Source organism: Streptomyces sp. NPDC104831 (assembly GCF_055583025.1).
Genome location: NZ_JBVJOT010000074.1, coordinates 1 through 24,945, shown reverse-complemented (window position 1 = coordinate 24,945; position 24,945 = coordinate 1). Strand labels below are relative to the sequence as shown.

The window sequence follows — 24,945 nt, the reverse complement described above, 5'->3', positions numbered from 1 at the left end:
TGGTGTTTTACAGTGTTTGCCACCAGTTCAGGGCAACAGGACCTGTGAGGTATTCGCGAACATGCCGACCGAGACGTTTGAGTTTCAGGTAGAGGCCCGTCAGCTGCTCCAGCTGATGATCCACTCGGTGTACTCGAACAAGGATGTCTTCCTGCGGGAACTCGTCTCCAACGCCTCCGACGCGCTGGACAAGCTGCGTCTGGAGAAGCTCTGGGACGACTCGCTGGACGCCGACGTGTCCGACCCGCACATCGAGATCGACATCGACAAGGACGCCCGTACGCTCACCGTGCGCGACAACGGCATCGGGATGTCGTACGACGAGGTCGGGCGGCTCATCGGCACGATCGCCAACTCGGGGACCGCCAAGTTCCTCGAGGAGCTGCGCGAGGCCAAGGACAAGGCCGGCGAGGACGGGCTGATCGGCCAGTTCGGCGTCGGGTTCTACTCCGGCTTCATGGTGGCCGACGAGGTCACCCTGCTGACCCGGCGGGCCGGGGAGAGCCAGGGCACCCGGTGGTCGTCGCGCGGCGAGGGCACGTACACGCTGGAGAAGGTGGACGACGCTCCGCAGGGCACCTCGGTCACGCTGCACCTCAAGCCGGCCGACCCGGAGAACCAGCTCCACGACTACACCTCCCCGTGGAAGATCAGGGAGATCGTCAAGCGGTACTCGGACTTCATCACCTGGCCGATCCGCATGGTGCCCGAGAAGGCCGGCGAGAGCGACGAGACGCCGCAGCCCGAGACGCTCAACTCCATGAAGGCGCTGTGGGCGCGGCCCCGCGACGAGGTGTCCGACGACGAGTACCACGAGCTGTACAAGCACATCGGCCACGACTGGCGCGACCCGCTGGAGACGATCCGGCTCCAGGCGGAGGGCACCTTCGAGTACCAGGCCCTGCTGTTCCTCCCGGCGCACGCCCCCCACGACCTGTTCACGCGCGACTTCAAGCGGGGCGTGCAGCTGTACGTCAAGCGCGTGTTCATCATGGACGACTGCGAGGCGCTCCTGCCGCCGTACCTCCGCTTCGTCAAGGGCGTCGTGGACGCAGCCGACCTGTCGCTGAACGTCTCCCGCGAGATCCTCCAGCAGGACCGCCACATCGAGATGATGCGGCGACGGCTGACGAAGAAGGTCCTGTCCACGGTCAAGGAGATGATGACCAAGGACGAGGAGCGCTACGGCACCTTCTGGCGGGAGTTCGGCACGGCCGTGAAGGAGGGGCTGGTCACCGACCCGGAGAACCGCGACGCCCTCCTCGCCATCGCCTCCTTCGCCAGCACGCACCACGACACCGAGCCGACCACCCTCAAGCAGTACGTGGAGCGGATGAAGGACGGCCAGGAGGACATCTACTACCTGACCGGCGAGTCCCGGCAGAGCATCGAGAACTCCCCGCACATGGAGGCCTTCCGGGAGCGGGGTATCGAGGTGCTGCTGCTCACCGACCCGGTCGACGAGGTGTGGGCCGACGCCGTCGGCGAGTACGAGGGCAGGAAGCTGCGCTCCGTCGCCAAGGGGCAGATCGACCTCGACGCCGAGGACGAGGACACCGCCGACGCCGAGCGGGAGAAGCAGACCGAGGAGTACGCCGGGCTGCTCGGCTGGATGAAGGAGCGGCTGGACGAGGACATCAAGGACGTGCGCCTGTCCTCCCGCCTCACCGTCTCCCCGGCCTGTGTCGTCTCCGACGCGCACGACCTCACCCCGGCGCTGGAGAACATGTACCGCGCGATGGGCCAGGAGGTGCCCCGCGCCAAGCGGATCCTGGAACTCAACCCGGACCACCGGCTGGTGAAGGGCCTGAACCAGGCGTACCAGGAGCGCGAGGACCGCACGGAGCTGGCCGAGACCGCCGAGCTGCTGTACAGCCTGGCGGTGCTCGCCGAGGGCGGCCAGCCCAAGGAACCGGCCCGCTTCGTCAAGCTGATGGCGGACCGCCTGGAGCGCGCGCTCTGAGCCCGCCGGCACGGCACCCCGCCGTCGTACGTCCACCGTGAGCCTCCCCGCCCCGCCGTCACCGCGACGGCGGGGCGGGGGCGTTCGGGCCGGCGGCGCGCCCGATCCGACCCGGACGATTCCCGCATTGGCATGGACCTGACGTGAATGGAGGTCTAGGCTCTGCTGCGCCACGACTGAGAGCGCTCTCAAAGAGTTCCACCCCACCCCTGGAACGACGAAGGGCCATCCCCGTGAGACGCAGAAGACTTACGCACGCCGTCCTGTCCGCGCTCCTGCTGCTCGCCGGCTGGGGCGCGGCGGGCACGCTCCCCGCGACGGCGGCCGACACCGGCCGGACCGCCGTGCCCGCCACGCCCCGGCAGCCCGCGTCCGACGGCCTCGTGACCGCCATGCGGCGCGATCTCGGCCTCACCCGCGAGCAGGCCGAGGCCCGCATCGCGGCCGAGCGGACCGCCGCGGCCCTCGCGCCGAAGGCCCGCCGGACGGCCGGCGGCGCCTACGCCGGCTCCTGGTTCGACGCCTCGACGGGCCGCCTGACGGTGGCCCTCACCCCGGACGCCGCCCCGGCCACGCGCCGCGCGATCGAGGCCACCGGCGCCGCCGTCCGCACCGCCGCGCACTCGGCCCGCCGCCTGGACGCCGTCAAGGACCGCCTCGACCGGCTGTCCGCGCCGTCCGGGGTGAGCGGCTGGCACGTCGACCCGAGGGCCAACACGGTCGTCGTCGACGTCGTCCGGCACGACCGCTTGGACAACGATGTCCGGCGCTTCCTCTCCCGAGCCCGCGAGACGGGCCCCGTCACCGTCCGGACCGTCCCCGCCGCACCCCGGACCCTGGCCGCCGGCACGGTGGGCGGCGACCCCTACTACACCGGCAACGTCCGCTGCTCCATCGGCTTCTCGGTGTACGGCGGCTTCGTCACCGCCGGACACTGCGGCCGGCCCGGCGCCGGGGTCAACGGCTGGGACGGCTCCTATGTCGGCACCTTCCAGGGCTCCTCGTTCCCGGGCGACGACTACGCCTGGGTCGGCGTGGGCAGCGGCTGGTGGACGGTGCCCGTCGTCCTCGGCTGGGGCACGGTGCCCGACCAGCTCGTGCGCGGCTCGGCCGTGGCACCGGTCGGCTCCTCCGTGTGCCGCTCGGGCTCGACGTCCCACTGGCACTGCGGCACGGTGCTCGCGGCGAACGAGACCGTCAACTACAGCCAGGGCGCCGTGTACCAGCTGACGAAGACCAGCGTCTGCGCCGAGCCCGGCGACTCCGGCGGCTCCTTCCTCACCGGGGACCAGGCCCAGGGCGTGACCTCCGGCGGCTGGGGCAACTGCTCCTCCGGCGGCGAGACCTGGTTCCAGCCGGTCAACGAGATCCTCGGCCGCTACGGCCTGACCCTGCACACCTACACCGGCTGACCCGCCCACCGGGCCGGCCGCTCCCCGCGGCACCGGCCGGCCCGGTGCCCGTACCGCCTCGATCCGGTGGACCGGCCGCCCGGCCGCTCAGAAGGCCCCGAGGTCGGCGGACACCCAGTGCTCGGGGCGCATGGAGACGACGAAGTGCTCGCCGAGCCGGGTCCGGTCGTACTCCACGAACGCGGCGACCTTGTCCTCGGGGAGATACCGCGCCGCCATCTCCCAGGACAGCTCGGGACTGTCCGGGGCCGTCGCGACGACCGGGCCCTCCACCGACACGTAGCGCACGGTCGGCTCCGTGCGCTGCACCATCAGGCTGAAGCGCCCCGCGGAGAGGATCGCCCGGCCCTTGCGGGAATCGGGCCCGGTGCGCACCCACAGGTCGCCGCCCGGTGTGTACTGGTACCAGATGGGAACCGTCAGCGGCGCGCGGTCCGGCCGTTCGACGACCGACAGCGCCCCGATGTGCGGCTCCGCCAGGAACAGTTCGCGTTCGCGCTGGGAGAGTGCCATCCGGCCGACCCTAACGTGCCGGGCCGGCGCGGACAACGGCCCGTCGCGACCCCCGGCGGGAACACGTCAGCCGGTGCCGCGCTCCAGGACGCGGCGGGCCGCCTCGGCCTCGGCGGCCGGCGGGGACAGCTCGTCCAGGGTGTCCAGTTCGTCGTCCGCTTCCAGCTCCCGCGTCCAGGCCGCCGCGAGCCGCTCCTGCTCCTCGCGCGGCCGCGCGCCGACGGCCTCGCGGTGGTCGGGATCCAGCGCCGCCAGGAATCGTTCGACCGGGTCCGTCGGCATGCCGTGCTCCTTGTCGCCGCGAGGGTGCCGCTCCCGGCCCAGCATGGCCAACCGCGCGTGCGCCCGCCGCCCGACACGGGCCCGGTCCACCCTGATGGCCCTGCCGCCCGGCCCGGTGTCCCGCCTCCCGGGCGTCCGTCAGGGACGCCGGGCGTGCACGGGCGCGTCGGCGGCCTCGTCCGGGCACTTGCGGCGCGGTGCGCGCAGCCGCCGGTCGCGCTGCCAGTCGAACACCGCGAGGGCCAGGGACGCCGCCATCCCGGCCAGCGCGGCGCCCAGCGCGACGACGAGGGCGCCGCGGTAGTCGCCGCCGCTCTGCTCCAGCACCAGGTAGAACAGGCCGGGCAGCGCGGCGGTGCCCAGCGCGGCGCCGAGCCGCTGTCCGGTCTGCAGCGCGCCGCCCGCCGCCCCCGCCATGCGCACGGGCACGTCCCGCAGGGTCATGGTGATGTTGGGGGAGACCACGAAGCCGCCGCCGATGCCGCCGAGGAAGAGGGCCGGCGCGGCGACCCAGGGCGCGAGGTGAGGGGGCGCGAGGCGGAGCAGCAGCGCGGTGCCGCCCAGGCCGGCGATCACGCCGGTGAGGCCGCAGACGGTGAGCAGGCGGCCGTACCGCTCCACCAGCCGGCCTGCGACGACGGCCGCGCTCGCCGAGCCGAGGGCGAAGGGGGTGACGGCGAGCCCGGAGCGCAGCGGGGAGAAGTCCAGCCCCCGCTGGTAGAACAGGGCGAACACCAGCCACACACCGCTGAAACCGACGAAGTACAGGGTGCCGATGCCGGCGCCGACGGCGTAGCCGCGCACGGTGGTGAACAGGCGGGGGTCGAGCAGCGGCTGGGCGTCCCGGGCGACGAGGCGGCGCTGCCACCAGGTGAAGACGGCGAGGACCGCGACGCCGGCCGGGAACAGCCACCACAGGCGCTCGATGCCGCCGGACTCCGCCAGCACCAGCGGCCACATGAGCGCGAGGACGCCGGCCCCGAGGAGCAGCACCCCGGGCAGGTCCACCCGGCCCCGGCCGGAGCGGCGGGTGCGCGGCAGCAGGCGGCGGCCGAGGAGGACGGCGAGGATGCCGAGGGGGACGTTGACGTAGAAGATCCACCGCCAGCCCTGGGCGCCGGAGGCGAGGGCGAGGATGGCGCCGCCGGTGAGGGGGCCGGCGGCGGAGGATATGCCGACGGTGGCGCCGAACAGGCCGAAGGCCCGGCCGCGCTCGGCGCCGCGGAACATCTGCTGGATGAGCGCGGAGTTCTGCGGAGCCATGAAACCGGCCGCCAGGCCCTGCGCGAGCCGGGCCGCCACCAGCAGCGTGATGTCCGGGGCCGCGCCGCAGGCCGCGCTGCAGACCACGAAGCCGCTGAGGGCCAGCAGGAAGATGCGGCGCCGGTCCAGCGCGTCGCCGAGCCGGCCGGCGGTGACCAGGGCGAGGGCGAAGGTGAGGGCGTAGCCGGACACCACCCACTGCACCTGTGCGGGGGAGGCGTGCAGATCGCGCTGGACCGTGGGCAGGGCGACCGCCACGATCGTGACGTCGAGCAGGCTCATGAACCCGGCCACCAGGGTGACCCACAGGGCTCGCCAGCGCTGCGGATCCGGCTCGTACCCGCCCCCCGGGGCGTCCGGTTCCCTGCCGCCCGCGGCCGACGTCGACGCTGTCACGTGGACTCCTCTCCACCGGGGCACCGGGCGGACCAGGTTCCCCCGCGCCCGCCCGGCACACCTACCCCCCAGCCTGCTACGGATCCGGCCCCGGACGCCGCCGGATCGGGTCCGCGCGGCACCCGGGCGCCGGTCTCCGCCGCGGCACCGGACGGACAACTCGCCTAAACTGACCGCATGAACACGAAGAGTGACGGAATACCTCCGAAGCGTCAATACTCTCCGTTCCCCCGGGGCACCGCCCTCGCCTGCGCGGCGGCCGCGGCCGGAGCCCTGCTCGCCGGGTGCGGTCAGGACCGCGGAGGCGAGGCGGCGCCGAGCGGCGCGGCCGACGCCGCCGGGATCGCCGCGGCCTCGCCCTCGCCGTCGGCGGACACCGGTCACCTCACCGAGGACCAGCGGGAACGCAAGGCGCTCGTCCCCGCGGCGAAGACCGGCTACGAACACGCGCTGCACGCCGCGACGGCGGCCGTGGCGAAGTCCGAGCCGGTCTCCGTCGAACTCAAGGGCACGCCCGGCAGTCCCCGGTGGGAGGCCGAGGTCGCCACGGCCGACGGCGCCGTCCACACCGTCTCCGTCGACGCGGCCGGCGGAAAGGCCGGCGGGGCGCGGGCCGAGCACGAGGACGACGACGACAGGCGCGAGCTGGCGGACCTGCTGAAGAAGGCCACCGTCACCGCGGAGCAGGCCGCGCGGACCGCCACGGACAGGACCAAGGGCACCGTCACCGCCGTCGAACTCGACGACACCGACGGCGGCACCCCGAAGTGGTCCGTCGACGTCGTCACGAGCGACGACTGGAACAAGACGACCTACGACATCGACGCCACCAACCGCAAGATCCTCGGCGAACACGTCGACCGCGACTGACGGGCCGCCCCCGCACGGCGCCGGGTCGTCCGCCCCGTTTTCCCGCCCGGCGCGGGGGAACCCGGGCGGGCCGACGAGTGGAGCGGAGGACGCCATGAGCGGACAGACCGGCGAGCCCGCCGACCGGTACCGGCGGGCCCGCGACGACGAGGAACCGGGAGCGCACTCGGGCGGTGAGAGCCGGGCCCGTGAGCGCACGATCCCGGGCACGTCCGGTGCGAAGGAGGGCTACCAGCCCGACAGCGGAACCACGGCCGGTGAGCCGCTGCGCGGCGTGGAGGCCGAGGACCGGCGGGACGACCGGACGCGGGGCGCCGAGGAGGCACCGCCCGACGGCTGACCGCCGCCGGCCGTCACGCCTCGTCCCCGGACGGGCGCCGCACCACCAGGCTGCTCACCTCGAAGGTCATCTCCGTCGTGTCCGGGTCGGGCGCGGGGTGGTAGCGCCCGGCGCAGACCGAGAGGTTGACGATGAGGAAGGCGTGCCAGCGGCGCCCCACACCCCGCCGGTCCGCGAAGACCCGTTCGCCGTTCAGCCACCAGACCACCGAGTGACGCCCGAACTCGGTGCGCAGGTCGATCCACGCCCCCGGCCGGACGGCGTCGGCGTGCACGTACCGCTGGGATCCGCGCACGTGGTTGGTGAGTTCCAGCAGGTCCGGGTGGTCCGGGTGGTACTCGAAGACGTCGACCTCCTGGCCGCCGTCCCGCCAGGTCCAGACGGCCGGCCACGCTCCGGTCTCCGTGGGCAGCCGCACCCGGGCTTCCAGCACGTCCCCCGGCAGGAGCAGGAACCCCTCCTCGCTGTCCTCGGTGGTCAGCAGGCCGGTGTCCCAGTCGCCGTCGGGCCGCCGGGTGGCCCGGAAGACGCCCGAGCGGCTGTGGCCGGCGCCGTCCACGAGGTGGTCCAGCTTGTCGTCGTCCGGATTGACCGGGCCGCCTCCCGGGTAGGCCGAGGAACGGCCCGCGGTCCACTGCGCCGTGGAGGCGAAGTCCGCCGTGAACACCACGCCGGACGGGGGCGGGTCGCGCGGGGCCGGCAGCGAGGCCGTCGTCGGTTCGTTCATGTCCGATGTCTCACCGACGGCCGCCCGGTCATGCGTGTGGACCGATCGTCGCACCGGATTTCCTTCGTGTGGGTGAACGAAGAGGGGGCGCGGGTGTCAGGGCAGGCTCGCGCCCTACGCGCCCTACGCGCCCTGCGCGTGGCTCGCGCTGGACCGCGCGCACCGGGACGTCCCGCGGGGGACGCATCCGGCTCGGAGGGCCGGCCGTCAGCGGGCGACGCGGTGTTTGCGCCCGCCCCGGCGGAAGCGCACGGCGGCGTAGACCAGGGCGAGGACCAGCACGACGACGCCGATGATCAGGAGGTAGAACAGACCTTTGACGACGAATCCGATGATCCCCAGGACGACGGCCGCGAGGATCAGGAACAGGAACAGGCTCATCGGATCTCCCGGCGGGTTGGGTGGATCAGCGGCGGGCCAGGCGTCGCTCGCCGCCGGCGCCCGGTGTGTAGGGCAGTTCGTAGTGGGCGAAGACACCCGGCTCGTCCGCGGCGGTCAGTTCGCCGTCGGTCTCGATGGACGGTGCCTTCTTCACCCGGTCCTTGTCCTGGGCGACCTTCAGGTAGCCCGGGCCGACCGTCGCCCCGGTCAGGGGCACGAACGCCAGCCGGCGGCGGGTGGGCAGCCCCACGGTCACCGTGGCGAAGAAGGGGAGGTCGGTCGCGGTGTCCACGTAGACCGACTCCAGGACGCCGATCTTGTGACCGTCCGCGTCGACCACGTCGTGACCCCGCCACTCGCGGATGTCGGATGCCTCGAACATCGGTTACCTCCTGTGCACGGGGGCCTTCTGTGCACGGGGTACCCCGCCGGGCGCCGGGGATGTGGGGCGGGTGGGGCGAAGCCCCCGGAAGGCGTACCCGCCCGGGGCCGGATGCCCGGGCCGGGCGCCGGGGGACCGGGTCAGGGGCACGACGTGAGGAAGTCGACCAGCGCCGCGTTCACCTCGTCCGGGCGTTCCTGCTGGGTCCAGTGGCCGCAGCCCGCCAGCTTCACGGGCTCGCGCCACAGGTTCGGCATCAGCGAGGGCAGTCGCTCGATGAGTTCCGGGGTGCCCGGGAAGGCGGGCACCACGTCCCGGTCGCCGTAGACGTACAGGGCCGGCGGGGTGACGACGGCGCCGTGCCAGGGGGCGGTCAGTTCCCAGTTGCGGTCGAGGTTGCGGTACCAGTTCAGGGCGCCGGTGAAGCCCCCGGAGAAGCTCTCCGCGAGCGCGTCGAGATCCTCCTCGGTGAACCACTCGGGCAGCGTCACGGGGTCCGCCATGTCCGCGAGCCAGCCGCGCTCGGGGTTCACCAGCGGCTGCTTCTCGCCGGCGCCGGGAGCGTCGCCGGAAGCCCAGTAGAAGAACTTCCGCAGCGCGGTGCGGGTGTCCTCGGCGAACTCGGCGTCGGCGACTCCGGGACGGTTGAAGTAGTTCCAGTAGAACCGGCCGCCGAACATCCGGTCCATGGCGGGCAGCGGGGGCTGCGAGCCCCGGAACGGCGGCGGCACGCTCAGACCGGCCACCCCGCGCACCAGGTCCGGCCGCAGCAGCGCGGTGTGCCAGGCGACCGGCGCCCCCCAGTCGTGCCCGACGACGTACGCCTTCTCCTCGCCCAGCGCCCGGATCAGCCCGACGACATCGCCGACCAGGTGCAGGATGGTGTACGCCTCGACCGCGTTCGGATGGTCGCTGCGCCCATATCCGCGCTGGTCGGGAGCGACGACCCGGAAGCCCGCGGCGGTCAGCGGGCCGAACTGGCGGTGCCAGGAGTGCCATGACTCCGGGAAGCCGTGGAGCAGGATCACCAGGGGGCCCTCGCCCTCCTCGGCGATGTGCAGCCGGATGCCGTTCACGTCGACCATGCGATGCTCAACCATGTCCCGAGACTACTCGCGTGATCATCGCGGAGACGGCGACCCGCAGTGGGCGCCGCGCCGGGGCCGGGGGACGCCGACGGGGGCGGCCGAGGAGGGCGCGGAACGCGGCCGAACCGTCGTAGGCGGGCGTCACCGCGACGCGGGCCGCCGGCAGGCCGGCGGCGAGGTGTCCGAGGGAACGCAGCCGCCACTGCGCGAGGCTCCGGCCGGTGTGCCGCCGGAACAGCCGGGCGAGGGTGCGTTCGCCGGCCCCGGGACGGGGCGCACCACCGCGCGGGCGGGCCGTGGACGCGGCGGCGGGGCGGGGTTCCCCGGCTCGTGCCGGGGCGTGACCCGGGGAGCCGGGGGACGGCGGTCGGGCCCGGGCGCCCCGTCGCCGGCGCCCGGGCCCTCGGTGGCCAGGTGGGTCAGTGGCTCACAGCCGCTGCCACAGCGCCGGGGCGTTCGGCGGCTCCCACCCGGTCTGCGCCTGGTGGCCCTGGAGGCAGCGGTAACCGGCGCCGCCGTACGTCACCGTGTCGCCCGCCTGGTAGACGGTGCCGACCGCCCAGGTGCCGCCGGGCTCGCCCGGGTTGCCGGGGTCCGGGTCCCCGGGGCCGGTTCCGGTCGTCTTGAGGGTGAGGCCGTAGGACTGCAGGATCGGGTTGACGGGCTGGAAGTACGTCGTGCCGCCGCTCGTGCAGTTGCCCGAGCCGCCCGAGGTGACGCCCTGCGCCTGGCTGCCGGAGATGAACGAGCCGCCCGAGTCGCCCGGTTCGGCGCACACCGACGTACGGGTCACCCCGCTGACGGTGCCCTCCTGGTACGTCACGCTGGTGTTGAGCTGCTGCACCGTGCCGCAGTGCCAGCCCGTGGTGGAACCGGAGCGGCACACCGAGGAGCCCACCGGGGCCTGGGTGGATCCCGCGACCTGGACGCTGGAGCCGTTGACGTTCGGCGTCGCGGTCCAGTTGGAGTTGGCCGCCACCCACGCCATGTCGTTGCCCGGGAAGACCGACGCCTGGAAGGTGCCCTGCGCGACCCGGTTGGAGCCGGTGGTGGTGGCGCCCGCCCGGCCGCAGTGCCCGGCCGTGGCGAAGCCCTGCTGGGTGCCCCGGGTCACCGGGAAGCCGATCGAGCAGCGGCTGCCGCTGCCGATGTAGTACGCGTCGCCGCCGCGCAGGTCGTACAGCGGGCGGGGACGCTCGGCCGACTTCACGGTCCGCGCGAGGGAGGCGTCGACGTGCGCGGCGGTCAGCAGGGAGCGCGCGGCGTCCGGCCGGACCGCCTCCACCACCAGCGCGTTGGTGGGCACGTCGACGTACCAGACCGGGGTGTCGGCGGTGGCGCGGTGGGCGGCGGCGCGGTCCACGCGGGCCTTGGCGGCGTCCAGCGCGGCCAGCGAGTGGTCCACCACGAGCGCGTGGGCGCCGCGCGCCCGGATCGCCGGCACGTCGGCCGGGTCGGTCGTGGCGACGGTCAGCGTGTCCGACTCCGCGCCGCGCACCCAGGCACCGGCGAAGTCCGCGCCCAGCGCGGCCCCGAGCCGCCCGGCGGTGGCCCCCGCCTCGGCCTCGTTGGCCAGCCGGCGCTCCGCCTGCGCGCGGTTCAGCCCCAGGTCCCGCTGGAGTGCGCCGAGGAGAGCGGGCGGCGCCGCGTCGGTGCGCAGCGTCTCGGCCGCCGTGGGCCCGGCGGGGGAGGCGGCCGGCTGGGCGCTCGCGGAGCCGCTGAGCCCGGCCACGAGCAGGGCACCCGCCGCCGCGGCGGCGGCGCACGCGGCTCTGAGGTGTCGTTGGAGCATGGGGAGATCTCCTCGGATTCGGTGGGGTGCCGAAACCGTAGGGAGCCCCCGCCCCGCCCCGTAAGACATCAGCCGACCCCCTGCCCCCGCGTTATGTACGGGAGGTGAACGGGGGCGGCCCGCTCAGGATGCGAGGCCGGTGCGGTGCCGGGCCGCGGCCTCCCGGTCCGCGCGCCGCGCGAGCCAGTGCGCGTAACTGTCGCTGCGGGCCGCCACGGCGGCGTGCGCCGCGCGGGCCTGGGCCAGCACCGTCGCCGCCGTGTCCGGCCGCTGGCCGCTGCGGTGCCAGCCCAGCAGGTGCCGCCACACCAGCGGGGTCCCGGCCAGCGGCCGGGTGGTGAGCCCGTGCGTCGGCGGGAAGGTGGCCCGGCACAGGCCCACCGCCCGGCCCACCTGCACCAGATGGGTGCAGGACGCGGTGTCCGTCTCGTACAGGCGGCGGGGCGTGAAACCCGCCCCGGCGCAGGCCGCGGTGAAACAGTCCCCGAAACAGCCGTCGCCCGGGACGCACGCCCACTCCTCGTCGGCGAGCGCGGCGAGGTCGACCTCCCGGCCGCGGGCGAGCGGATGGCCGTCGGGCAGCATCACGAACACGGGGTCGACGGCGATCTCCTCCCAGACCAGGTGCGGGGCGTCGGGCGGGGGAGCGGAGCCGCAGGCGCCGGCGAGCGCGAAGTCCAGGCGTCCTTCGGCCAGCAGCTCCGCCAGTTCCCGCTCCGACCAGGAGGCGCAGGTGGTCACGGTGGTGCCGGGGACGGCGTCCGCGAGCCGGTCCACCAGCGCGCCCAGCAGCGGGCCGTGCGTGCCGCCGAGCCGCAGCCGCTCCCCGTCGCGCCGGGTGCGCGCGAACCGGGCCGCCTCCCGCTGGAGTTCGCTGACCGCGGGCAGCACGATCCGGGTGCGTTCCAGGACCAGTTCCCCGAGGGCGGTCGCCCGCACGCCGTACCGCCCGCGCTCGAACAGCGTGCCGCCCAGGGCCCGTTCGATGCGCCTGAGCTGCGCGCTGAGCGCCGGCTGGGCGAGCCCGAGCGCCGTCGCCGCCTTGGTCAGACTGCCCGCTTCCGCGATGGCCCGAATGGTCTTCAGATGCCGCAACTCCAGCTCCATGAGGGGAGCTTGCGGGGTGGGAGGGCCCGGGGCAAGAGGCTGGTACGGACCAGAGGGGCGGGATGCGCTGTTTCCCGGTGTACCGGTCCGTGGCATGGTCACAGCGACGCGATTGGTCTGTACCTGATCGGTGCCCGACAGGTCCTGGCGAAAGGGGAGCATGGCCGATGCGCAGCACCACCGTGTTACCGGGGAGCCCCGGCGCGCCGCCCGCGGCCGGGGACGTGCCCCTGCACCGGCTGGAGGTGGCCGGGCCCGGCGCCGCACCCTTCGCCGCCGGTTCCTTCGAGGCCGTGGGACCGCTGTCCCGGTGGGACCGGCCGCACCGGCACACCTTCTACGAGATCGTCCATGTCAGCGCGGGTTCCGGCACCCATGTCGTCGATCTCGCGCGCTGGCCGCTGCGCCCCCCGCACCTGGCGGTGATCCTGCCGGGCCAGGTGCACCACTGGGAGGGCGGCCGGGGGCCGGAGGGGACGCTCGCGCTGTTCACCGACGACTTCCTGGTGGACCACCCCCGCGACCGCGAGGTGCTGCGGGAACTCGGCGAGCGGTGCTGGTTCGCCCTGGATCCCGAGCAGCACCGGTCCGTCGGGCGGCTGATGGCCGAACTCGTCGCGGAACACCGGCAGCGCGCCCCGGGGCACGAGAGCGTGCTGCGCTCCCTGCTGCACGTGCTGGTCGTGCGCGCCGCGCGGCTGCCGGGCCGCACCGGCGCCGGCCGGGACCCGGCCGCCCAGGGCCGCCCGGCCGCCGTCGCCGAGGCGTTCACCCGGCTGGTCACCCGCCCGGAGGCGGCGACCTGGTCCGTACGGGAGTGCGCCGACCGGCTCGGCGTGACCCCCCACTACCTCACCCAGGCGGTCCGGGCCGCCACCGGCCGCCCGCCCGGACGGCTGCTCATCGAGGCCCGGGCCTACCAGGCCCAACGGCTGCTGGCGCACACCCAGCTGTCGATACGGCAGGTCGCCGCCCGCACCGGATTCGCCGACCCCGCCTACTTCAGCCGGTTCTTCCGGCGCGAGACCGGCAGCAGCCCCGGCGACTTCCGAAAACACCACAGCCGCCCTCATCAGTCCCTCGAAGCCCCGCCGACGCACGCCTAGGTTCGTTGCCGATCCGGCCCCACGGGCGTCCGCCCCCACAGGAGGACCACCACGGTCCGCCCCCCCAGGAGGAGACATGGACGGAGCAGGAACGCACGACCCCGAACGGAACGGCACCGGCCCGGACGGCGCCGAGGCACCGGGTGCCCCCCGGCTCGTCGGCCGCAAGACGGTGCTGCGCGCGGCACTCGCGGCCACCGCCGCGATCCCGCTGGCCCTGGCCGGCGGCCCCGCCCTCGCCCGCACCCTGGCCGCGACCGGCACGGAGCCCGAGCTCACCCCGGAGTGCGACGACGGCGACGCCCCCACCCCGGAGCAGACCGAGGGCCCCTACTTCAAGCCCAACTCGCCGGAACGCACCAGCCTGCTGGAGCCCGGCCTGCCCGGCACCCGGCTCACCGTGACCGGTTACGTCTTCGGCCGGGCCTGCCGTCCCCTGTCCGGTGTCCTGCTGGACTTCTGGCAGGCCGACAACAACGGCGCCTACGACAACACCGGGTTCCGGTTCCGGGGCCACCAGTACACCGACTCGCGCGGCTCCTTCGCGCTCACCACGATCGTGCCGGGCCTCTACCCGGGGCGCACCCGGCACATCCACGTCAAGCTGCAGGCCCCCAACCAGCGCGTGCTGACCACGCAGTTGTACTTCCCGAACGAGCCGCGCAACAACACCGACACGATCTTCGACCCACGGCTGCTGATGACCGTGCGCGACGGGAACGGCGGCCGGGAGGCGGCGTTCGACTTCGTCCTCAACGTCGCGCAGGACCCGGGCCCCGGCCCCACCCCGTCCCCCGGCGGCACCTGGACCATAGGCACCGCGTACCGGACGGGGGACCAGGTCACCTACGGCGGCCGCGCCTACACCTGCCTCCAGCCGCACACCGCCCAGCCGGGCTGGGAGCCGCCGTCCGTACCGGCTCTGTGGCGCGCGGTCTGAGCCACGGATGCCCGGGCGTCGCGCCGGTGCCGAGGGGGGGGACCGGCGCGACGCCCGACTCCGGCCGCACCCGCCCGGCCGTACCACCCCCCGCGGGCCGGGCCGCCGGGGCGGAGGCCCGTCCGGAGCGGAACACGGCCATCCGGTCCGCCCGGTCCCGCGCCCCCGGCCGGCGGCTTCACCGCCGTACGCCCGCGGGATGCACGGCCCGGCGGCGCAGGGCGAGTGCCGCGGGCACGACGGACGACACCACGGCCGGCACGGCGCAGGCGGCGACGACCGCGCCGATCACGGCCCAGGGCAGCTCGATCGGGGCCCGCACCGACAGCTGGCCCAACGCGGCCCGCATGCCCGCCGGTTCGAGGAACGCGGCCACCAGCCCGAGCAGCGCGCCCACCGCGCCCACCGTCAGTGCCTCGGCGGCCACCAGCCGCAGCACCTGCCGCCCGGTGGCACCGGCCAGGCGCAGCGCGGCCGGCTCGCGCACCCGGTCGGAGGTGGCCATGACCATGGTGTTGGCCAGCGAGACACCGGTGTACAGCAGGGCGATGCCGAGGACCAGCAGGAGGCCGAGCCGCGTCGCGCGGTCGGTCTTCGGGCGCGTCGCGCGCACCCACTCGGCCCGGGTGAGCACCCGCCCGCCGGAGTCCCGTACCGCCGCGCGCAGCCTGGCCGCCACGGCCCGCGCGTCCGGGGCGTTGCGCTCGGTGACGTAGACGCCGTTGTCACCCGTGCCGGTGGCCATCACCGCGGCGATCCGCAGCGTCTTCCGCGTGCCGTCGCCGAGCCGCACCCGCACCCGCTGCCCCACCGTGTGCCGCTGCCACTCCTCGTTGACGATGATCGAGCCGTCGTCGAGTCCGTCCACCCGCCCGGCGACGAGCGGCAGCCGGGCGGTGGCCGCGAGCGGGCCGGGCTCGGCCGCGCGGGCCTCGGACCGTGCAGCGGACGTACGCCTCCGAACTGCTCGGCTCCGGGGACGGCTCGGGCGTCGGCTATCTGCCCAAGGACCGCGTCGGGCAGATCACGGAGTTCGTGGCCGCGCTGTGCGAGGTCGCGGACGGCGGCACGGTCGTCGACCCGGAGGTCGTGCGGCAACTGCTGCGCCGCCGCCGCGACCCCCTGGGGCGGCTGACACCGCGCGAGCGGGAGGTCCTCGCCCTGATCGCGGAGGGCCGGTCGAACGGGTTCATCGCGCGGGCACTCGTGGTGTCCGACGCGGCGGTGGGCAAGCACATCAGCGGCATCTTCGCCAAGCTGGACCTGCCGCCGGCGGACGAGACCCACCGCAGGGTGCTGGCGGTGCCGGCCTATCTGCGGGCGTGAGCCGGCGTGGTCCTCGCGGACGGCGCGACGGTGGCCGCGCGGGCGCCCGGCTCGGGGGAGACGGGCGTCGGCGGGAGGGTCGCGGCCCACCCGCCTTACGAACCGACGGACTTCATCCTGTGGGTGAACACCCAGGTGGCGATGTTCTCACCGAGGGCCAGTCCGTCGCTCGCGTCCCACGGGTAGTGGACACCGAGCCAGACCCTGCTGTCGGCCTCCTCGCGGGCGGCCTGGCCGAAGCCGGTGAAGGTGCGCGTCCTCACCGGCGACCTGGGCTCGTCGGTCGACGCGGTGAAGGTGATGTCGTCGGTCCCGAAGTACTGCCGCATGATCCCCGCCCACGCGGCACCGAACGCGGCGTGGCCCGAGGCCCACGCCGGGAAGCACGGTGTGGTGCCCGACAGCGGCTTCCACGCGGTCTCGCCCAGGCCCTCCCGGATCGCCGAGACCGGACGCCACAGGTCGATCGGCGTCCGGTACTTGACGTCCCACTCGGCGATGGCGGCGTCCGCCATGGCGACCGACACCAGCGCGAACAGCCGGGCGTTCTGATAGGCCGTCAGACCCCGGTCCCGTGACACCCGGGCGGTGATGTCGAGCAGTTGCCCCGGCGGCTTGTACGTGCCGTTCGCGTCGTTGGCCCAGAACCAGGCCGCCGCGGTCTGGTCGGTCGTCCGCGTCGTGGACCCGGCCGCGCCGAGGTCGCGCACCTGCCGCACCTGCGCCGCGTAGGCCGGGCCGGCGAGCAGGCTCTCGTACGAGGCGTACTGCCCGGGTGTCGACGGCCGGAACTGGGAACCGGAGGTGAGCGCCCACGGTGTGACCTTGCCCCACTCGGGGATGGCCGCCTGGCTTCCCCGGACGCACCCCGGGTCCGGCAGGTCCGGGTAGCTGGTGGGCAGCCAGGCGCCCGGCTCGCCGTCGGGGGTGTAGACGGTCTGGTCGTCCGAGCCGTCGGCAGCGCGGAAGTCCCACATGGCGGTCACGACCGTGTTCACCACGGTGGCGTCCAGCAGGTCGAAGTCCGTCGGCCGGGTCCCGAAGCGCTCCTTGAACTTGTTGTCCAGGTACGTCGTCTGGCCGGGGAACAGCTTGAGCAGGATGTTGTAGGCGGTGCGGCCGATGATCCGCTCCTCCTCGCCCGGGCCCTCCGCCCACGCCGCGTAGTCGACCGCCTTGAGGTAGGGGTCGGAGGTCATGGTGTGCCAGCGCAGCCGGTAGGAGCTCTCGGCGTCGTAGATGGCCGCGTTCATCTCGGCGGCGGCCCGCGAGATCGGGCCCGGGGCGCCGCCGGCCGTGCGGATCGCGCCGAGGAGGACGTCGTTCCAGTACAGCACCGGGTCGCCGGTGTAGTTCGGTGCGGCGGAGGCCGGCTGGGGCGCGAGGGCGAGCGCGCCCACGCCGGTGGTGAACACGGTCGCGAGGGTCACCGCCCTGGCGCGTATCCGGCCGTGTCTTCCCCTTCTCTCGCGCGGCGTGCGGAAGGTGCGCAGCGTACGGAACATGCGGGACAGGTCCTCTCTGCCGATGCGGGCGCGTGGTGCGGTGCTTCGGTGCGCTGGTGCGGAGGTGCCGTGCCGTGCGCGGCCCACCCTAGGGACCACGCGCGGCCGGGCGCATCGGACGGGCGGAGGACGCCACCGTCATCCGGGGCGGCAGGGCCACCGCCGCCGTCAACCCTGGTGGTACGCGGGCGCGGAGGGTCCGCTCAGGGGGTCACCGACGTGGTGCCGGATGCCGCCGCCCGCCGGGACGACGCGGGGTGGTCGGGGGAGGCGCCGCCCGTGCCCCCGCGCGGGCGGCGCAGGACGGTCGCGGCGACCACCAGGGCGCCCAGGACGAAGACCGCGCCGACCCGGAAGGCGAGTTGGTAGCCGCCGGTCAGGGCCTCGGCGCGGGACGCGCCGCCGTCCAGCAGGGCGCCGGTGTGCGAGGCGGCGAGGGCGCTCAGCACGGCGAGGCCGAGCGAGGCGCCCACCTGCTGCATGGTGTTGAACATCCCGGAGGCCAGGCCCGAGTCCTCGGGGGACGCGCCCGACATGGCGAGTCCCGCCAGCGCCGGCATCGCCAGGCCGAAACCGATCCCGAGCGGCACGGTCGCGGGGAACACGTCGGTGAGGTAGGCGCCGTCCGCCGAGATCCGTCCCAGCAGGCCCAGACCGCCGCCGATCAGCACGAGTGCGGCCAGCAGGACGGTCCGCGCCCCGAAGGTGCCGATGAGGCGAGGGGCGAGGAACAGCGACATCGCACCGATGAGCAGCGAGACGGGCAGCAGACCGGCACCGGTGCGCGCCTCGTCGAACCCCAGCACCTGCCGCATGTACAGCACGGCCAGGAACTGGAAGCCGAACATGCCGGCGATCAGGAGGGTGTGCGTGCCCAGCGCGCCGGAGACGTCGCGGTAGGTGAACATCCGGGGCGGCAGCAGCGGGTCCGCCGCCCTGGCCTGCCGTACGGTGAACCCGGCGAGCAGCACGAGGGCGGCCAGGCCGCAGCCGAGGGTGCGGGCGGAGCCGAAGCCGTGGTCGGCCGCCGCGACGATGGCGTAGACGGCCAGCATGAGCGCGGCCGTGATCAGTACGGCGCCGAACGCGTCGGTGCGCCGGCCCCGGTCCGCGCCCCGCCCGGCGGCCGGCACCCGGCGGGCCATGACGGCGGTCGCGACACCGATGGGCACGTTGACGAAGAAGATCCAGTGCCAGCCGACGGCCTGTGTCAGCACACCGCCCAGCAGCAGCCCGAGGGTGCCGCCCGCGGACTGGACGAAGCTGTAGACGCCGATCGCCCTGGCGCGTTCACCGGGCTCCGGGAACATGGTGACGATCATCGCGAGGGTGACGGAGGACGTCACCGCGCCGCCCACGCCCTGGGCGAAGCGGGCGACGAGCAGCATGGTCGCGCTTGGCGCCAGGCCGCACAGCAGGGACGCGACGGTGAAGACGACCAGGCCGGTGACGAAGACCCGCCTGCGGCCGAAGAGGTCACCGAGCCGGCCCGAGAGCAGCAACAGGCCGCCGAACGGGATCAGATAGGCGTTCACCACCCAGCCCAGGCCGGAGGCGGAGAAGCCCAGGCTCTGCTGGATGGCCGGCAGGGCCACGTTCACGATGGTCCCGTCGAGGATCACCATCAGCTGGCCGGCGCAGAGGATCGCCAGCGCGAACCAGCGGGACGCCCGGCCCGCCGGCGGGGGTATGGCCCGTGCGGACATGGAGGTGCCTTTCATGGGAGCTGTTCTGTTACCGGGTCCATCGTCGGTAACCGCCCCCGAACAGGGAAGAAGGCACTTTTATGTCTCGCAGTCACATCGATGTGACGGGCCGGTCGGCGCCGGGACCGGCGGCGTCGCCGGCGCGGACACCGCCGGGCGCGGCGCTCAGGGGCAGGTGACGACCTGGCCGGCCCAGGACAGGCCGCCGCCGAAGGCGAGGAGCAGGACCGGGGCGCCGCCGGGCAGTTCACCGCGTTCGGTCAGCTTGGACAGGGCGAGCGGGACGGACGCGGCGGAGGTGTTGCCGGACTCCACGACGTCGTGGGCGATCACCGTGTCCTCGGCAAGGCCGAGTTGCCGTACGACGGCGTCGATGATGCGCAGGTTGGCCTGGTGGGTGACCACGCCCGCCAGGTCGGCCGTGGTCAGACCGGCCCGCGCGCAGGCCTCCCGGGCGATCGCGGGCAGCTCGCCGGTGGCCCAGCGGAAGACGGTCTGCCCCTCCTGGGCGAAGTGCGGGTGCCAGTCGCCGACGAGCCGGACCGCGTCGCCGCGGGTGGGGTCCGAACCCCAGCACACCGGGCCGATCCCGCCCTCGGTGGAGCCGCTGAGCACGGCGGCGCCCGCCCCGTCGCCCAGCAGCACGCAGGTGCGCCGGTCGGTCCAGTCGGTCACGTCGGACATCTTCTCGGCACCGATGACGAGGGCGTGCCGCGCCGCCCCGGCGCGCAGCGAGTGGTCGGCGCAGGCCAGCGCGGTGCAGAAGCCGGCGCAGCCGTTGTTGAGGTCGAAGGCCACGGGCGCGGGCAGACCGAGGCGGGCGGCGACCTGGGCGGCGATGGAGGGGCAGCGGTCCACGGCCGAGCAGGTCGCCACGGTGATCAGCCCGATGTCGGCGGGCTCCAGCCCCGACGCGGCCAGCGCCTTGCTCGCGGCCGCCGCCGCCATGTCGGTGACGGACTCCTGCGGGGCGGCGATGCGGCGGGTGGCGATGCCGGTGCGGCGCCGGATCCACTCGTCGCTGGTGTCGACCATGGCGGCCAGGTCGTCGTTGGTCAGGACGCGCGTCGGCTGGTAGTGGCCCAAGGCGGCGATACGGCTTCCCGGCACGGCGGAACGCACAGCTGATCTCCTCGGCTCGGCAGCAAGTGCCCGGAATATAGCAACCGATCGGTCGGAAGCTGAAGTCGTCCCCCCTCGCCTACGATGGGACGCATGAGCCCTCGCAACTCCGCAGCCGAAGCCCGCAGGACGCGGCAGCGCATCGTCGAGCGCGGTATCGCCCTCGCCTCCCGCGACGGCCTGGAAGGGCTCACGATCGGACGGCTGGCCGCCGACCTGAACATGAGCAAGGCCGGGGTGCTCGGGCACTTCGGCACCAAGGAGACCCTCCAGCTGGCCACCCTGGAGGGCGCCGCGGCGGCGTTCTCCCGCCTGGTGTGGGAGCCCGCGGCGCAGGTGCGGCCGGGCCTGCCCCGGCTGCGGGCCGTCTGCGACGCCTGGATCGGCTACCTGTACCTGGACGCCGGGCGGGCCGTCTTCCCCGGCGGGTGCTTCTTCACCACGGCCTCCGTCGAGTTCGACGCCCGGAGCGGGCCCGTCCGCGAGGCCGTGGCCCGGATGTCCCGGGTGTGGCGGCGCCGTCTCGCCGCCGAGGTGCGCACGGCGGTGACGGCGGGCGAACTGCCGGGGGACACCGACCCGGACCAGGTGGTGTTCGAGCTGATCGGCCTCTTCATGGCCCTGAACCAGGAGATACAGCTCTTCGCGGCGCCGGACGCCACCGACCGCACCCGGCGGGCGCTGGACCGGCTGCTCGGCCCGCGCCGGGGGCGGCCGGCCGCGTAGCCGGGACGCCCCGGGCGCACTGTCCCGGGAGGTGGCGCCGGCCGGGGCCGGCGCCTCGTCGGAACCACCTGCGCACCACGCACCACGCGCCACGGACCGCGGCGCGTGGAGCGCCGCGGTCCGTGGGCGTGCCGGCCGTGAGGAGACCGGCCAGGGGTGTTCCCTCGGCGTCAGCCCGCCTTGTTCACCTGGGCGAGCGCCTTCGTGAGGCCGTTTGCCCACAGCTGGTTGACCCGGGACCGCTCGGTGGTGTTCGGGTAGCGGTTGGTGCAGGACGGGCCGGGACCGCCGCCCGACATCAACTCGCTGCACGGGCCGCTGTAGTGGTCGGGCAGACCCAGCACGTGACCGGTCTCGTGGGCGGTGACGCGGATGGAGTCGTACTGCTGGTTCTGCGCGTAGTCCAGGAAGATGTAGCCACGGCCGTGACCGTCGGTGGACGCGTAGGACCCGCGCGAGTCGCTGCCCTCGTAGTAGGCGAAGTCGCCGCCGCTGGAGGTCGCCTGGAGCTTGACGTTCGACACCGAGCTGTTCCAGATCGAGGCCGCGCTCGATATCTGGGAGCGGAAGCTCGGGGCCTGGGAGGCGTTGTAGTAGACGGTCACCGCCTTCAGGGAGGGCTGCTCGGCCTGCCGCTCGGCGACCGACTTCAGTACGGCGTCGAAGAACGCCTTGGTGCCGGCGTCCTCGGCGCTGCCCACGTAGCCGGCGGCGGCGCGGGCGGGTGCCGCCGTGGTGTCCTGGGCGCTGGCCGGGCTCGCGGTGCCGAGCGCGGCGGAGGCCAGCCCGAGGCCGAGGGCCAGGGCCGCCAGTCTCCTGGTGCTCTTCGACCCGGTGCTGGTTCGGAACGACGCCATGGGGGCTCCTTCTCGTCCTGTGGGGTTGAACGATCGGTTGCCAGTGAGTCTCGGGCAGCCCAACGCGGAGGGGGATGATGGCACTTGGGGATAGCTTGGGGCTATCACCGGCCGACTCGTCCGCTTTCCTTGTAACTTGAACATCTGGTGTCGTCTTCCTTGCCGCCCTACGCTCCCCCCATGGAGTTGGAGGTGAGGCATCTGCGTGTGCTCTGCGCCATCGCCGACACCGGCAGCCTGCACAAAGCGGCCCGGGAACTCGGTCTGGCGCAGCCCTCGTTGAGCACCCAGCTGCGGCGGATCGAGCGCGCGCTCGGCGCCCCGCTCTTCGTGCGCGCCCGCACCGGCTGCCGGCCCACCCCGCTGGGGCTGGCGGTGCTCAGCCGGGCCAGGCCGCTGGTGGCGGAGTTCGCGGCGATCGTCACCGAGACCAGGGCGGCGGCGGCCCGGGCCGCCGGCGGGTTCCACCTGCGCATCGGCGCCACGGCGAGCAGGGCCATCCCGGGCTGGCTGCGGCTGCTGCGCTCCCGCCGCCCCGGGATCGAGCCGGCGCTGCAGATGAGTGTGTCCGCCAACGCGCTGCTGGGCATGGTCGCGGCCGGCCGGCTCGACCTGGCCTTCGTGCACGAGGTGGAGGGCAGTCCGCTGCGGGTGCCGCCGGGACTGTGCCTGCGGGTGCTGGTCGAGCGGGAGCCGCAGTTCGTCACGCTGGCCGCGGACCATCCGGCGGCGTCACGGCCCCAGGTGCGCCTCGCCGACCTGGCCGGGGACCGCTGGATGGTCGACTCCACGGTCGACGGTGAGTGGGACGCGCTGTGCCGGGTGCTGCGCGCGGCGGGTCTGCGGCCCGAGATGCTGCACGGCGACTACCTCACCGCGTACTCGCTGGCCGCCATCGGCGAGGTGGTCACGGTCAGCCAGCCGACCGTCCCGCCCCGTCCCGATCTCGCGATCCGTCCACTGGAGGGCGACCCGATCGGGGTACGGCTGCTGCTGGCGGCCCGCACGGAGGCCGAACTGAACGATGCGTACGCGGAGTTGGAGGAGGCTTATTGGAAGGTGGCGCGCGAGGCACCGGCCTACCGTGAATGGCTCGGGCGCGCGCACCCGGCGGACGGGGGACCGCGAGGCCCCGGTCTGCCGGACCGCCCGGCCGCGCACCACCCGCAGGCGGGCCCGCCCCCGGAACCCTGGCAGTGGCCGGTGCCGGCCGACCTGCGCACGGGGTAGAGGAGGAGAGGGCTAGGCCACGGGGCGGCTGTGCGGTCGTGCCGGTACGGGCTTCGCCGTGGCCGCCTCGTGCAGATACGGGCTGACGTGCCGGGGGTCGCTCGTGCACGGCACGACGGCGTGCAGGACCTCGACGGTTCGCTCGATGATGTCCGTGCGGTCGTTGACGATCCAGGACAGCAACTGCGCGCCGAAGAACGCCGAGACCAGGACCCGGGCCAGCGGCTCGGGGGGTGTCGCGTGCTCCAGGTCGCCCGCGGCCAGGGCGCTTTGCAGCCAGTCGGCTATCAGCGCGGTGTAGTCCTCGAACGGCAGGGGGAGTTCGGCGTCGATCAGGCCCCGCTCGATCTGGAGGCGCGCCCCGGCCCGCATCAGGGGCTCGTCGCGCAGCCCGGCGGCGGTGCGCAGCAGCAGTTCCGCCACGGACGCCACCGGGGGCAGGGCGAGTTGGGCGACGGCGTCGGAGATGACGGGCAGCCGCCTGGCGAACTCCTCGCTCACGGCGATGGCCAGACATTCCTTGCTGGCGTAGTGGAAGTAGACGGCCCCTTTTGTCATTCCGGAGAGTTCGGCCACGTCATGCATGGTTACGGCCGGGTAGCCCCGTTCGGCGAACGCACGGGCGGCGGCCAGCAGGATGTTGTGCCGGGACCGGATGGCGCGTTCTTGCTTGAGTTCCTTGGCAGGGGTGGGGCCCGTGGTGGGATTGCGGGGTAGTTTCACGAAGGCCTCCCTTGTCTGATACGTGATCAACATCGCGTCGCGGCGGACTGCCCCCGGAACAGACCTTCTCAAAAGACGGTCCGGGTCGGTGGCGGCCACACGCGTGCAACCGTCTGCATACGTGACCGGGAGGGTGTACGAGCAGATGCACAGTAGCGCACATGGGTGGATCCCCGAGGCGGAAACGGAATGGTGCCGACCGCTGTCGCGGGCCGTCCCGGGAAGCGCCGGCGCCGGTGCGTGGGGTAAGCGGTATCTCCGGGCACACCGGGGACGCCGGGCCCCTGCGCGGGCGGGGCGCGGCACGCGTGAGCGTGGAGGTGAGCGGTGGCGGAACGGCCATCTGCGTGAACCATGTACTCCCATGTGGCGGAAAACCGTCCCATGCATACCGGACCGAGCCCGCGGACGTCAGGTCGGCGCCACGAACGGCCTCTTACTTATTGAAGTGTGCGGGTGAACCGGGGCGCGGCACGACTGCATACAGAACCCCACCGTCCCGCCCGGCACCACCCGTCCACCGGGAGGAGCGGACGGCCCTGCCCGGCCGCGCCGGGGGGAAGGGTTCGACGGCACGGCTTGACTCGGCCGCAGGCAAGGGCCGGCACCCTGACCCGGCCTCCCCGACGGGGGCGGGTTCGGCGGCCTGGTTCGGTGCGTGTCGGGGGAGGGTTCGACGGTCCGGTCCCGCTCGTGACGGGGGAGGGGGCCGACGGGAAGGCGTGGTCCGGCCGCTGGGAAGGGTCGGTGGCCTGGTCCGGCGTCCCCGGCCCGGGGGCAGCCGGGCCCGCGCCGGGGGAGGGGCGCGACGGCAGGGCACAGCTCGGCCATCGGCAGGGGGCGACGGCCTGGTCCGGCTCGTCCGCCGGGAAGCGGCCCGGCGCCGCGGGTCGGCGCCGCCGTCCGAAGGGGCCGGCGACCCGGCGCGGCCTCGGCGCCGGGAGGCGCGCGGCGGATGTCGTGAGCCGCTTCCCTTCCCGGCCCCGCGTGGCAAGGCGACCGCGCGCCGTGCCTGCGGCGCGCGAAGGCCGCACGCACCGCGCCCCACGACGCGCGAGGGCCGGGGGGGGCCGGGCCGTGGGGGGTGGGGGGGGGCCGGGGTTGTGTGGGCCCTCCCCGTTGAGGTCGGTGGGGGGGGGGGGGGGGGGCTTGCCTTTTAGGGGGGGGGAACGACTTTTCGTTTTTTGC

General features: G+C 74.1%; 22 protein-coding genes and 2 pseudogenes. 9 read left to right on the top strand and 15 right to left on the bottom strand.

What is annotated here, in order from left to right; translation table 11 throughout:
- The first annotated feature begins 61 nt into the window (after positions 1–61).
- Positions 62–1,963: a molecular chaperone HtpG gene (gene htpG, locus ACZ63H_RS34125; RefSeq protein ID WP_469871819.1), complete on the top strand. Its 1,902-nt coding sequence runs from the start codon at positions 62–64 to the stop codon at positions 1,961–1,963.
- A gap of 233 nt (positions 1,964–2,196) precedes the next feature.
- Positions 2,197–3,375: a S1 family peptidase gene (locus ACZ63H_RS34120; protein ID WP_469871817.1), complete on the top strand. Its 1,179-nt coding sequence runs from the start codon at positions 2,197–2,199 to the stop codon at positions 3,373–3,375.
- An 87-nt stretch (positions 3,376–3,462) separates the two neighbouring features.
- Here ACZ63H_RS34120 and ACZ63H_RS34115 read toward each other — a convergent pair whose 3' ends face one another.
- From ACZ63H_RS34115 to ACZ63H_RS34105, 3 genes are all read right to left on the bottom strand, one after another.
- On the bottom strand, positions 3,463–3,888 hold the full coding sequence (locus ACZ63H_RS34115; RefSeq protein WP_469871815.1) for a pyridoxamine 5'-phosphate oxidase family protein: 426 nt from the start codon (positions 3,886–3,888) through the stop codon (positions 3,463–3,465).
- 66 nt (positions 3,889–3,954) lie between these two features.
- On the bottom strand, positions 3,955–4,170 hold the full coding sequence (locus ACZ63H_RS34110) for a hypothetical protein (protein WP_344351959.1): 216 nt from the start codon (positions 4,168–4,170) through the stop codon (positions 3,955–3,957).
- 138 nt (positions 4,171–4,308) lie between these two features.
- A complete protein-coding gene (locus ACZ63H_RS34105) occupies positions 4,309–5,829 on the bottom strand; it encodes an MFS transporter (RefSeq protein ID WP_469871813.1) in 1,521 nt (506 codons plus the stop codon).
- Positions 5,830–6,006: 177 nt separating this feature from the next.
- Here ACZ63H_RS34105 and ACZ63H_RS34100 point away from each other — a divergent pair, with 177 nt between their 5' ends.
- Both ACZ63H_RS34100 and ACZ63H_RS34095 read left to right on the top strand, forming a co-directional pair.
- Positions 6,007–6,699 carry a PepSY domain-containing protein gene (locus ACZ63H_RS34100; protein ID WP_469871811.1) on the top strand — a complete coding sequence of 231 codons (693 nt, stop codon included), beginning with the start codon at positions 6,007–6,009 and terminating at the stop codon, positions 6,697–6,699.
- Positions 6,700–6,793: 94 nt separating this feature from the next.
- Positions 6,794–7,039, top strand: coding sequence for a hypothetical protein (locus ACZ63H_RS34095; RefSeq protein ID WP_469871809.1), 246 nt, complete (start codon positions 6,794–6,796; stop codon positions 7,037–7,039).
- 13 nt (positions 7,040–7,052) lie between these two features.
- On the opposite strand, the gene ACZ63H_RS34090 is transcribed toward ACZ63H_RS34095, so the two are convergent.
- The 6 genes from ACZ63H_RS34090 to ACZ63H_RS34065 all read right to left on the bottom strand — a co-directional run bounded on the left by ACZ63H_RS34090 (position 7,053) and on the right by ACZ63H_RS34065 (position 12,516).
- Positions 7,053–7,766: a LamG domain-containing protein gene (locus ACZ63H_RS34090; RefSeq protein ID WP_469871807.1), complete on the bottom strand. Its 714-nt coding sequence runs from the start codon at positions 7,764–7,766 to the stop codon at positions 7,053–7,055.
- Positions 7,767–7,973: 207 nt separating this feature from the next.
- Complete coding sequence (locus tag ACZ63H_RS34085; protein WP_469871805.1) at positions 7,974–8,147, bottom strand: hypothetical protein; 174 nt, start codon at positions 8,145–8,147, stop codon at positions 7,974–7,976.
- Positions 8,148–8,172: 25 nt separating this feature from the next.
- Positions 8,173–8,529, bottom strand: a complete 357-nt coding sequence (locus ACZ63H_RS34080) for a PRC-barrel domain-containing protein (RefSeq protein ID WP_469871803.1) — start codon at positions 8,527–8,529, stop codon at positions 8,173–8,175.
- Between the two features lie 140 nt (positions 8,530–8,669).
- A complete protein-coding gene (locus tag ACZ63H_RS34075) occupies positions 8,670–9,629 on the bottom strand; it encodes an alpha/beta fold hydrolase (RefSeq protein ID WP_469871801.1) in 960 nt (319 codons plus the stop codon).
- 415 nt (positions 9,630–10,044) lie between these two features.
- Positions 10,045–11,409, bottom strand: coding sequence for a trypsin-like serine protease (locus tag ACZ63H_RS34070; RefSeq protein WP_469871799.1), 1,365 nt, complete (start codon positions 11,407–11,409; stop codon positions 10,045–10,047).
- A 123-nt stretch (positions 11,410–11,532) separates the two neighbouring features.
- The gene (locus ACZ63H_RS34065; RefSeq protein ID WP_469871797.1) at positions 11,533–12,516 is read right to left on the bottom strand and encodes a LysR family transcriptional regulator; all 984 of its coding nucleotides are present in this window, start codon (positions 12,514–12,516) and stop codon (positions 11,533–11,535) included.
- 167 nt (positions 12,517–12,683) lie between these two features.
- On the opposite strand from ACZ63H_RS34065, the gene ACZ63H_RS34060 reads away from it, so the two are divergent.
- Together ACZ63H_RS34060 and ACZ63H_RS34055 are read left to right on the top strand one after the other, a co-directional pair.
- On the top strand, positions 12,684–13,622 hold the full coding sequence (locus ACZ63H_RS34060; protein WP_469871795.1) for an AraC family transcriptional regulator: 939 nt from the start codon (positions 12,684–12,686) through the stop codon (positions 13,620–13,622).
- Positions 13,623–13,698: 76 nt separating this feature from the next.
- Positions 13,699–14,562: a dioxygenase family protein gene (locus tag ACZ63H_RS34055; protein WP_469871793.1), complete on the top strand. Its 864-nt coding sequence runs from the start codon at positions 13,699–13,701 to the stop codon at positions 14,560–14,562.
- Between the two features lie 178 nt (positions 14,563–14,740).
- On the opposite strand, the pseudogene ACZ63H_RS34050 reads toward ACZ63H_RS34055, so the two are convergent.
- A pseudogene (locus ACZ63H_RS34050) lies at positions 14,741–15,502 on the bottom strand (FtsX-like permease family protein); the annotation flags it as partial.
- On the opposite strand from ACZ63H_RS34050, the pseudogene ACZ63H_RS34045 reads away from it, so the two are divergent.
- A pseudogene (locus ACZ63H_RS34045) lies at positions 15,502–15,888 on the top strand (response regulator transcription factor); the annotation flags it as partial. The pseudogenes ACZ63H_RS34050 and ACZ63H_RS34045 overlap by 1 nt on opposite strands.
- A gap of 95 nt (positions 15,889–15,983) precedes the next feature.
- On the opposite strand, the gene ACZ63H_RS34040 reads toward ACZ63H_RS34045, so the two are convergent.
- The 3 genes from ACZ63H_RS34040 to ACZ63H_RS34030 all read right to left on the bottom strand — a co-directional run bounded on the left by ACZ63H_RS34040 (position 15,984) and on the right by ACZ63H_RS34030 (position 20,209).
- The gene (locus ACZ63H_RS34040) at positions 15,984–17,393 is read right to left on the bottom strand and encodes a vanadium-dependent haloperoxidase (protein ID WP_469871791.1); all 1,410 of its coding nucleotides are present in this window, start codon (positions 17,391–17,393) and stop codon (positions 15,984–15,986) included.
- Positions 17,394–17,596: 203 nt separating this feature from the next.
- On the bottom strand, positions 17,597–19,114 hold the full coding sequence (locus tag ACZ63H_RS34035) for an MFS transporter (RefSeq protein ID WP_469871789.1): 1,518 nt from the start codon (positions 19,112–19,114) through the stop codon (positions 17,597–17,599).
- Between the two features lie 150 nt (positions 19,115–19,264).
- Positions 19,265–20,209, bottom strand: a complete 945-nt coding sequence (locus ACZ63H_RS34030) for a beta-ketoacyl-ACP synthase III (protein ID WP_469871831.1) — start codon at positions 20,207–20,209, stop codon at positions 19,265–19,267.
- A gap of 105 nt (positions 20,210–20,314) precedes the next feature.
- Between ACZ63H_RS34030 and ACZ63H_RS34025 the strand changes: the two genes are divergently transcribed.
- Complete coding sequence (locus tag ACZ63H_RS34025; RefSeq protein ID WP_469871787.1) at positions 20,315–20,947, top strand: TetR/AcrR family transcriptional regulator; 633 nt, start codon at positions 20,315–20,317, stop codon at positions 20,945–20,947.
- Positions 20,948–21,117: 170 nt separating this feature from the next.
- Here ACZ63H_RS34025 and snpA read toward each other — a convergent pair whose 3' ends face one another.
- Positions 21,118–21,804 (bottom strand): snapalysin, encoded by a 687-nt coding sequence (snpA, locus tag ACZ63H_RS34020; protein WP_469871785.1) that lies wholly within the window; start codon positions 21,802–21,804, stop codon positions 21,118–21,120.
- Positions 21,805–21,984: 180 nt separating this feature from the next.
- Here snpA and ACZ63H_RS34015 point away from each other — a divergent pair, with 180 nt between their 5' ends.
- Positions 21,985–23,034 carry a LysR family transcriptional regulator gene (locus ACZ63H_RS34015; RefSeq protein WP_469871783.1) on the top strand — a complete coding sequence of 350 codons (1,050 nt, stop codon included), beginning with the start codon at positions 21,985–21,987 and terminating at the stop codon, positions 23,032–23,034.
- A 12-nt stretch (positions 23,035–23,046) separates the two neighbouring features.
- On the opposite strand, the gene ACZ63H_RS34010 is transcribed toward ACZ63H_RS34015, so the two are convergent.
- The gene (locus tag ACZ63H_RS34010; RefSeq protein WP_469871781.1) at positions 23,047–23,757 is read right to left on the bottom strand and encodes a ScbR family autoregulator-binding transcription factor; all 711 of its coding nucleotides are present in this window, start codon (positions 23,755–23,757) and stop codon (positions 23,047–23,049) included.
- Positions 23,758–24,945: the final 1,188 nt, after the last annotated feature.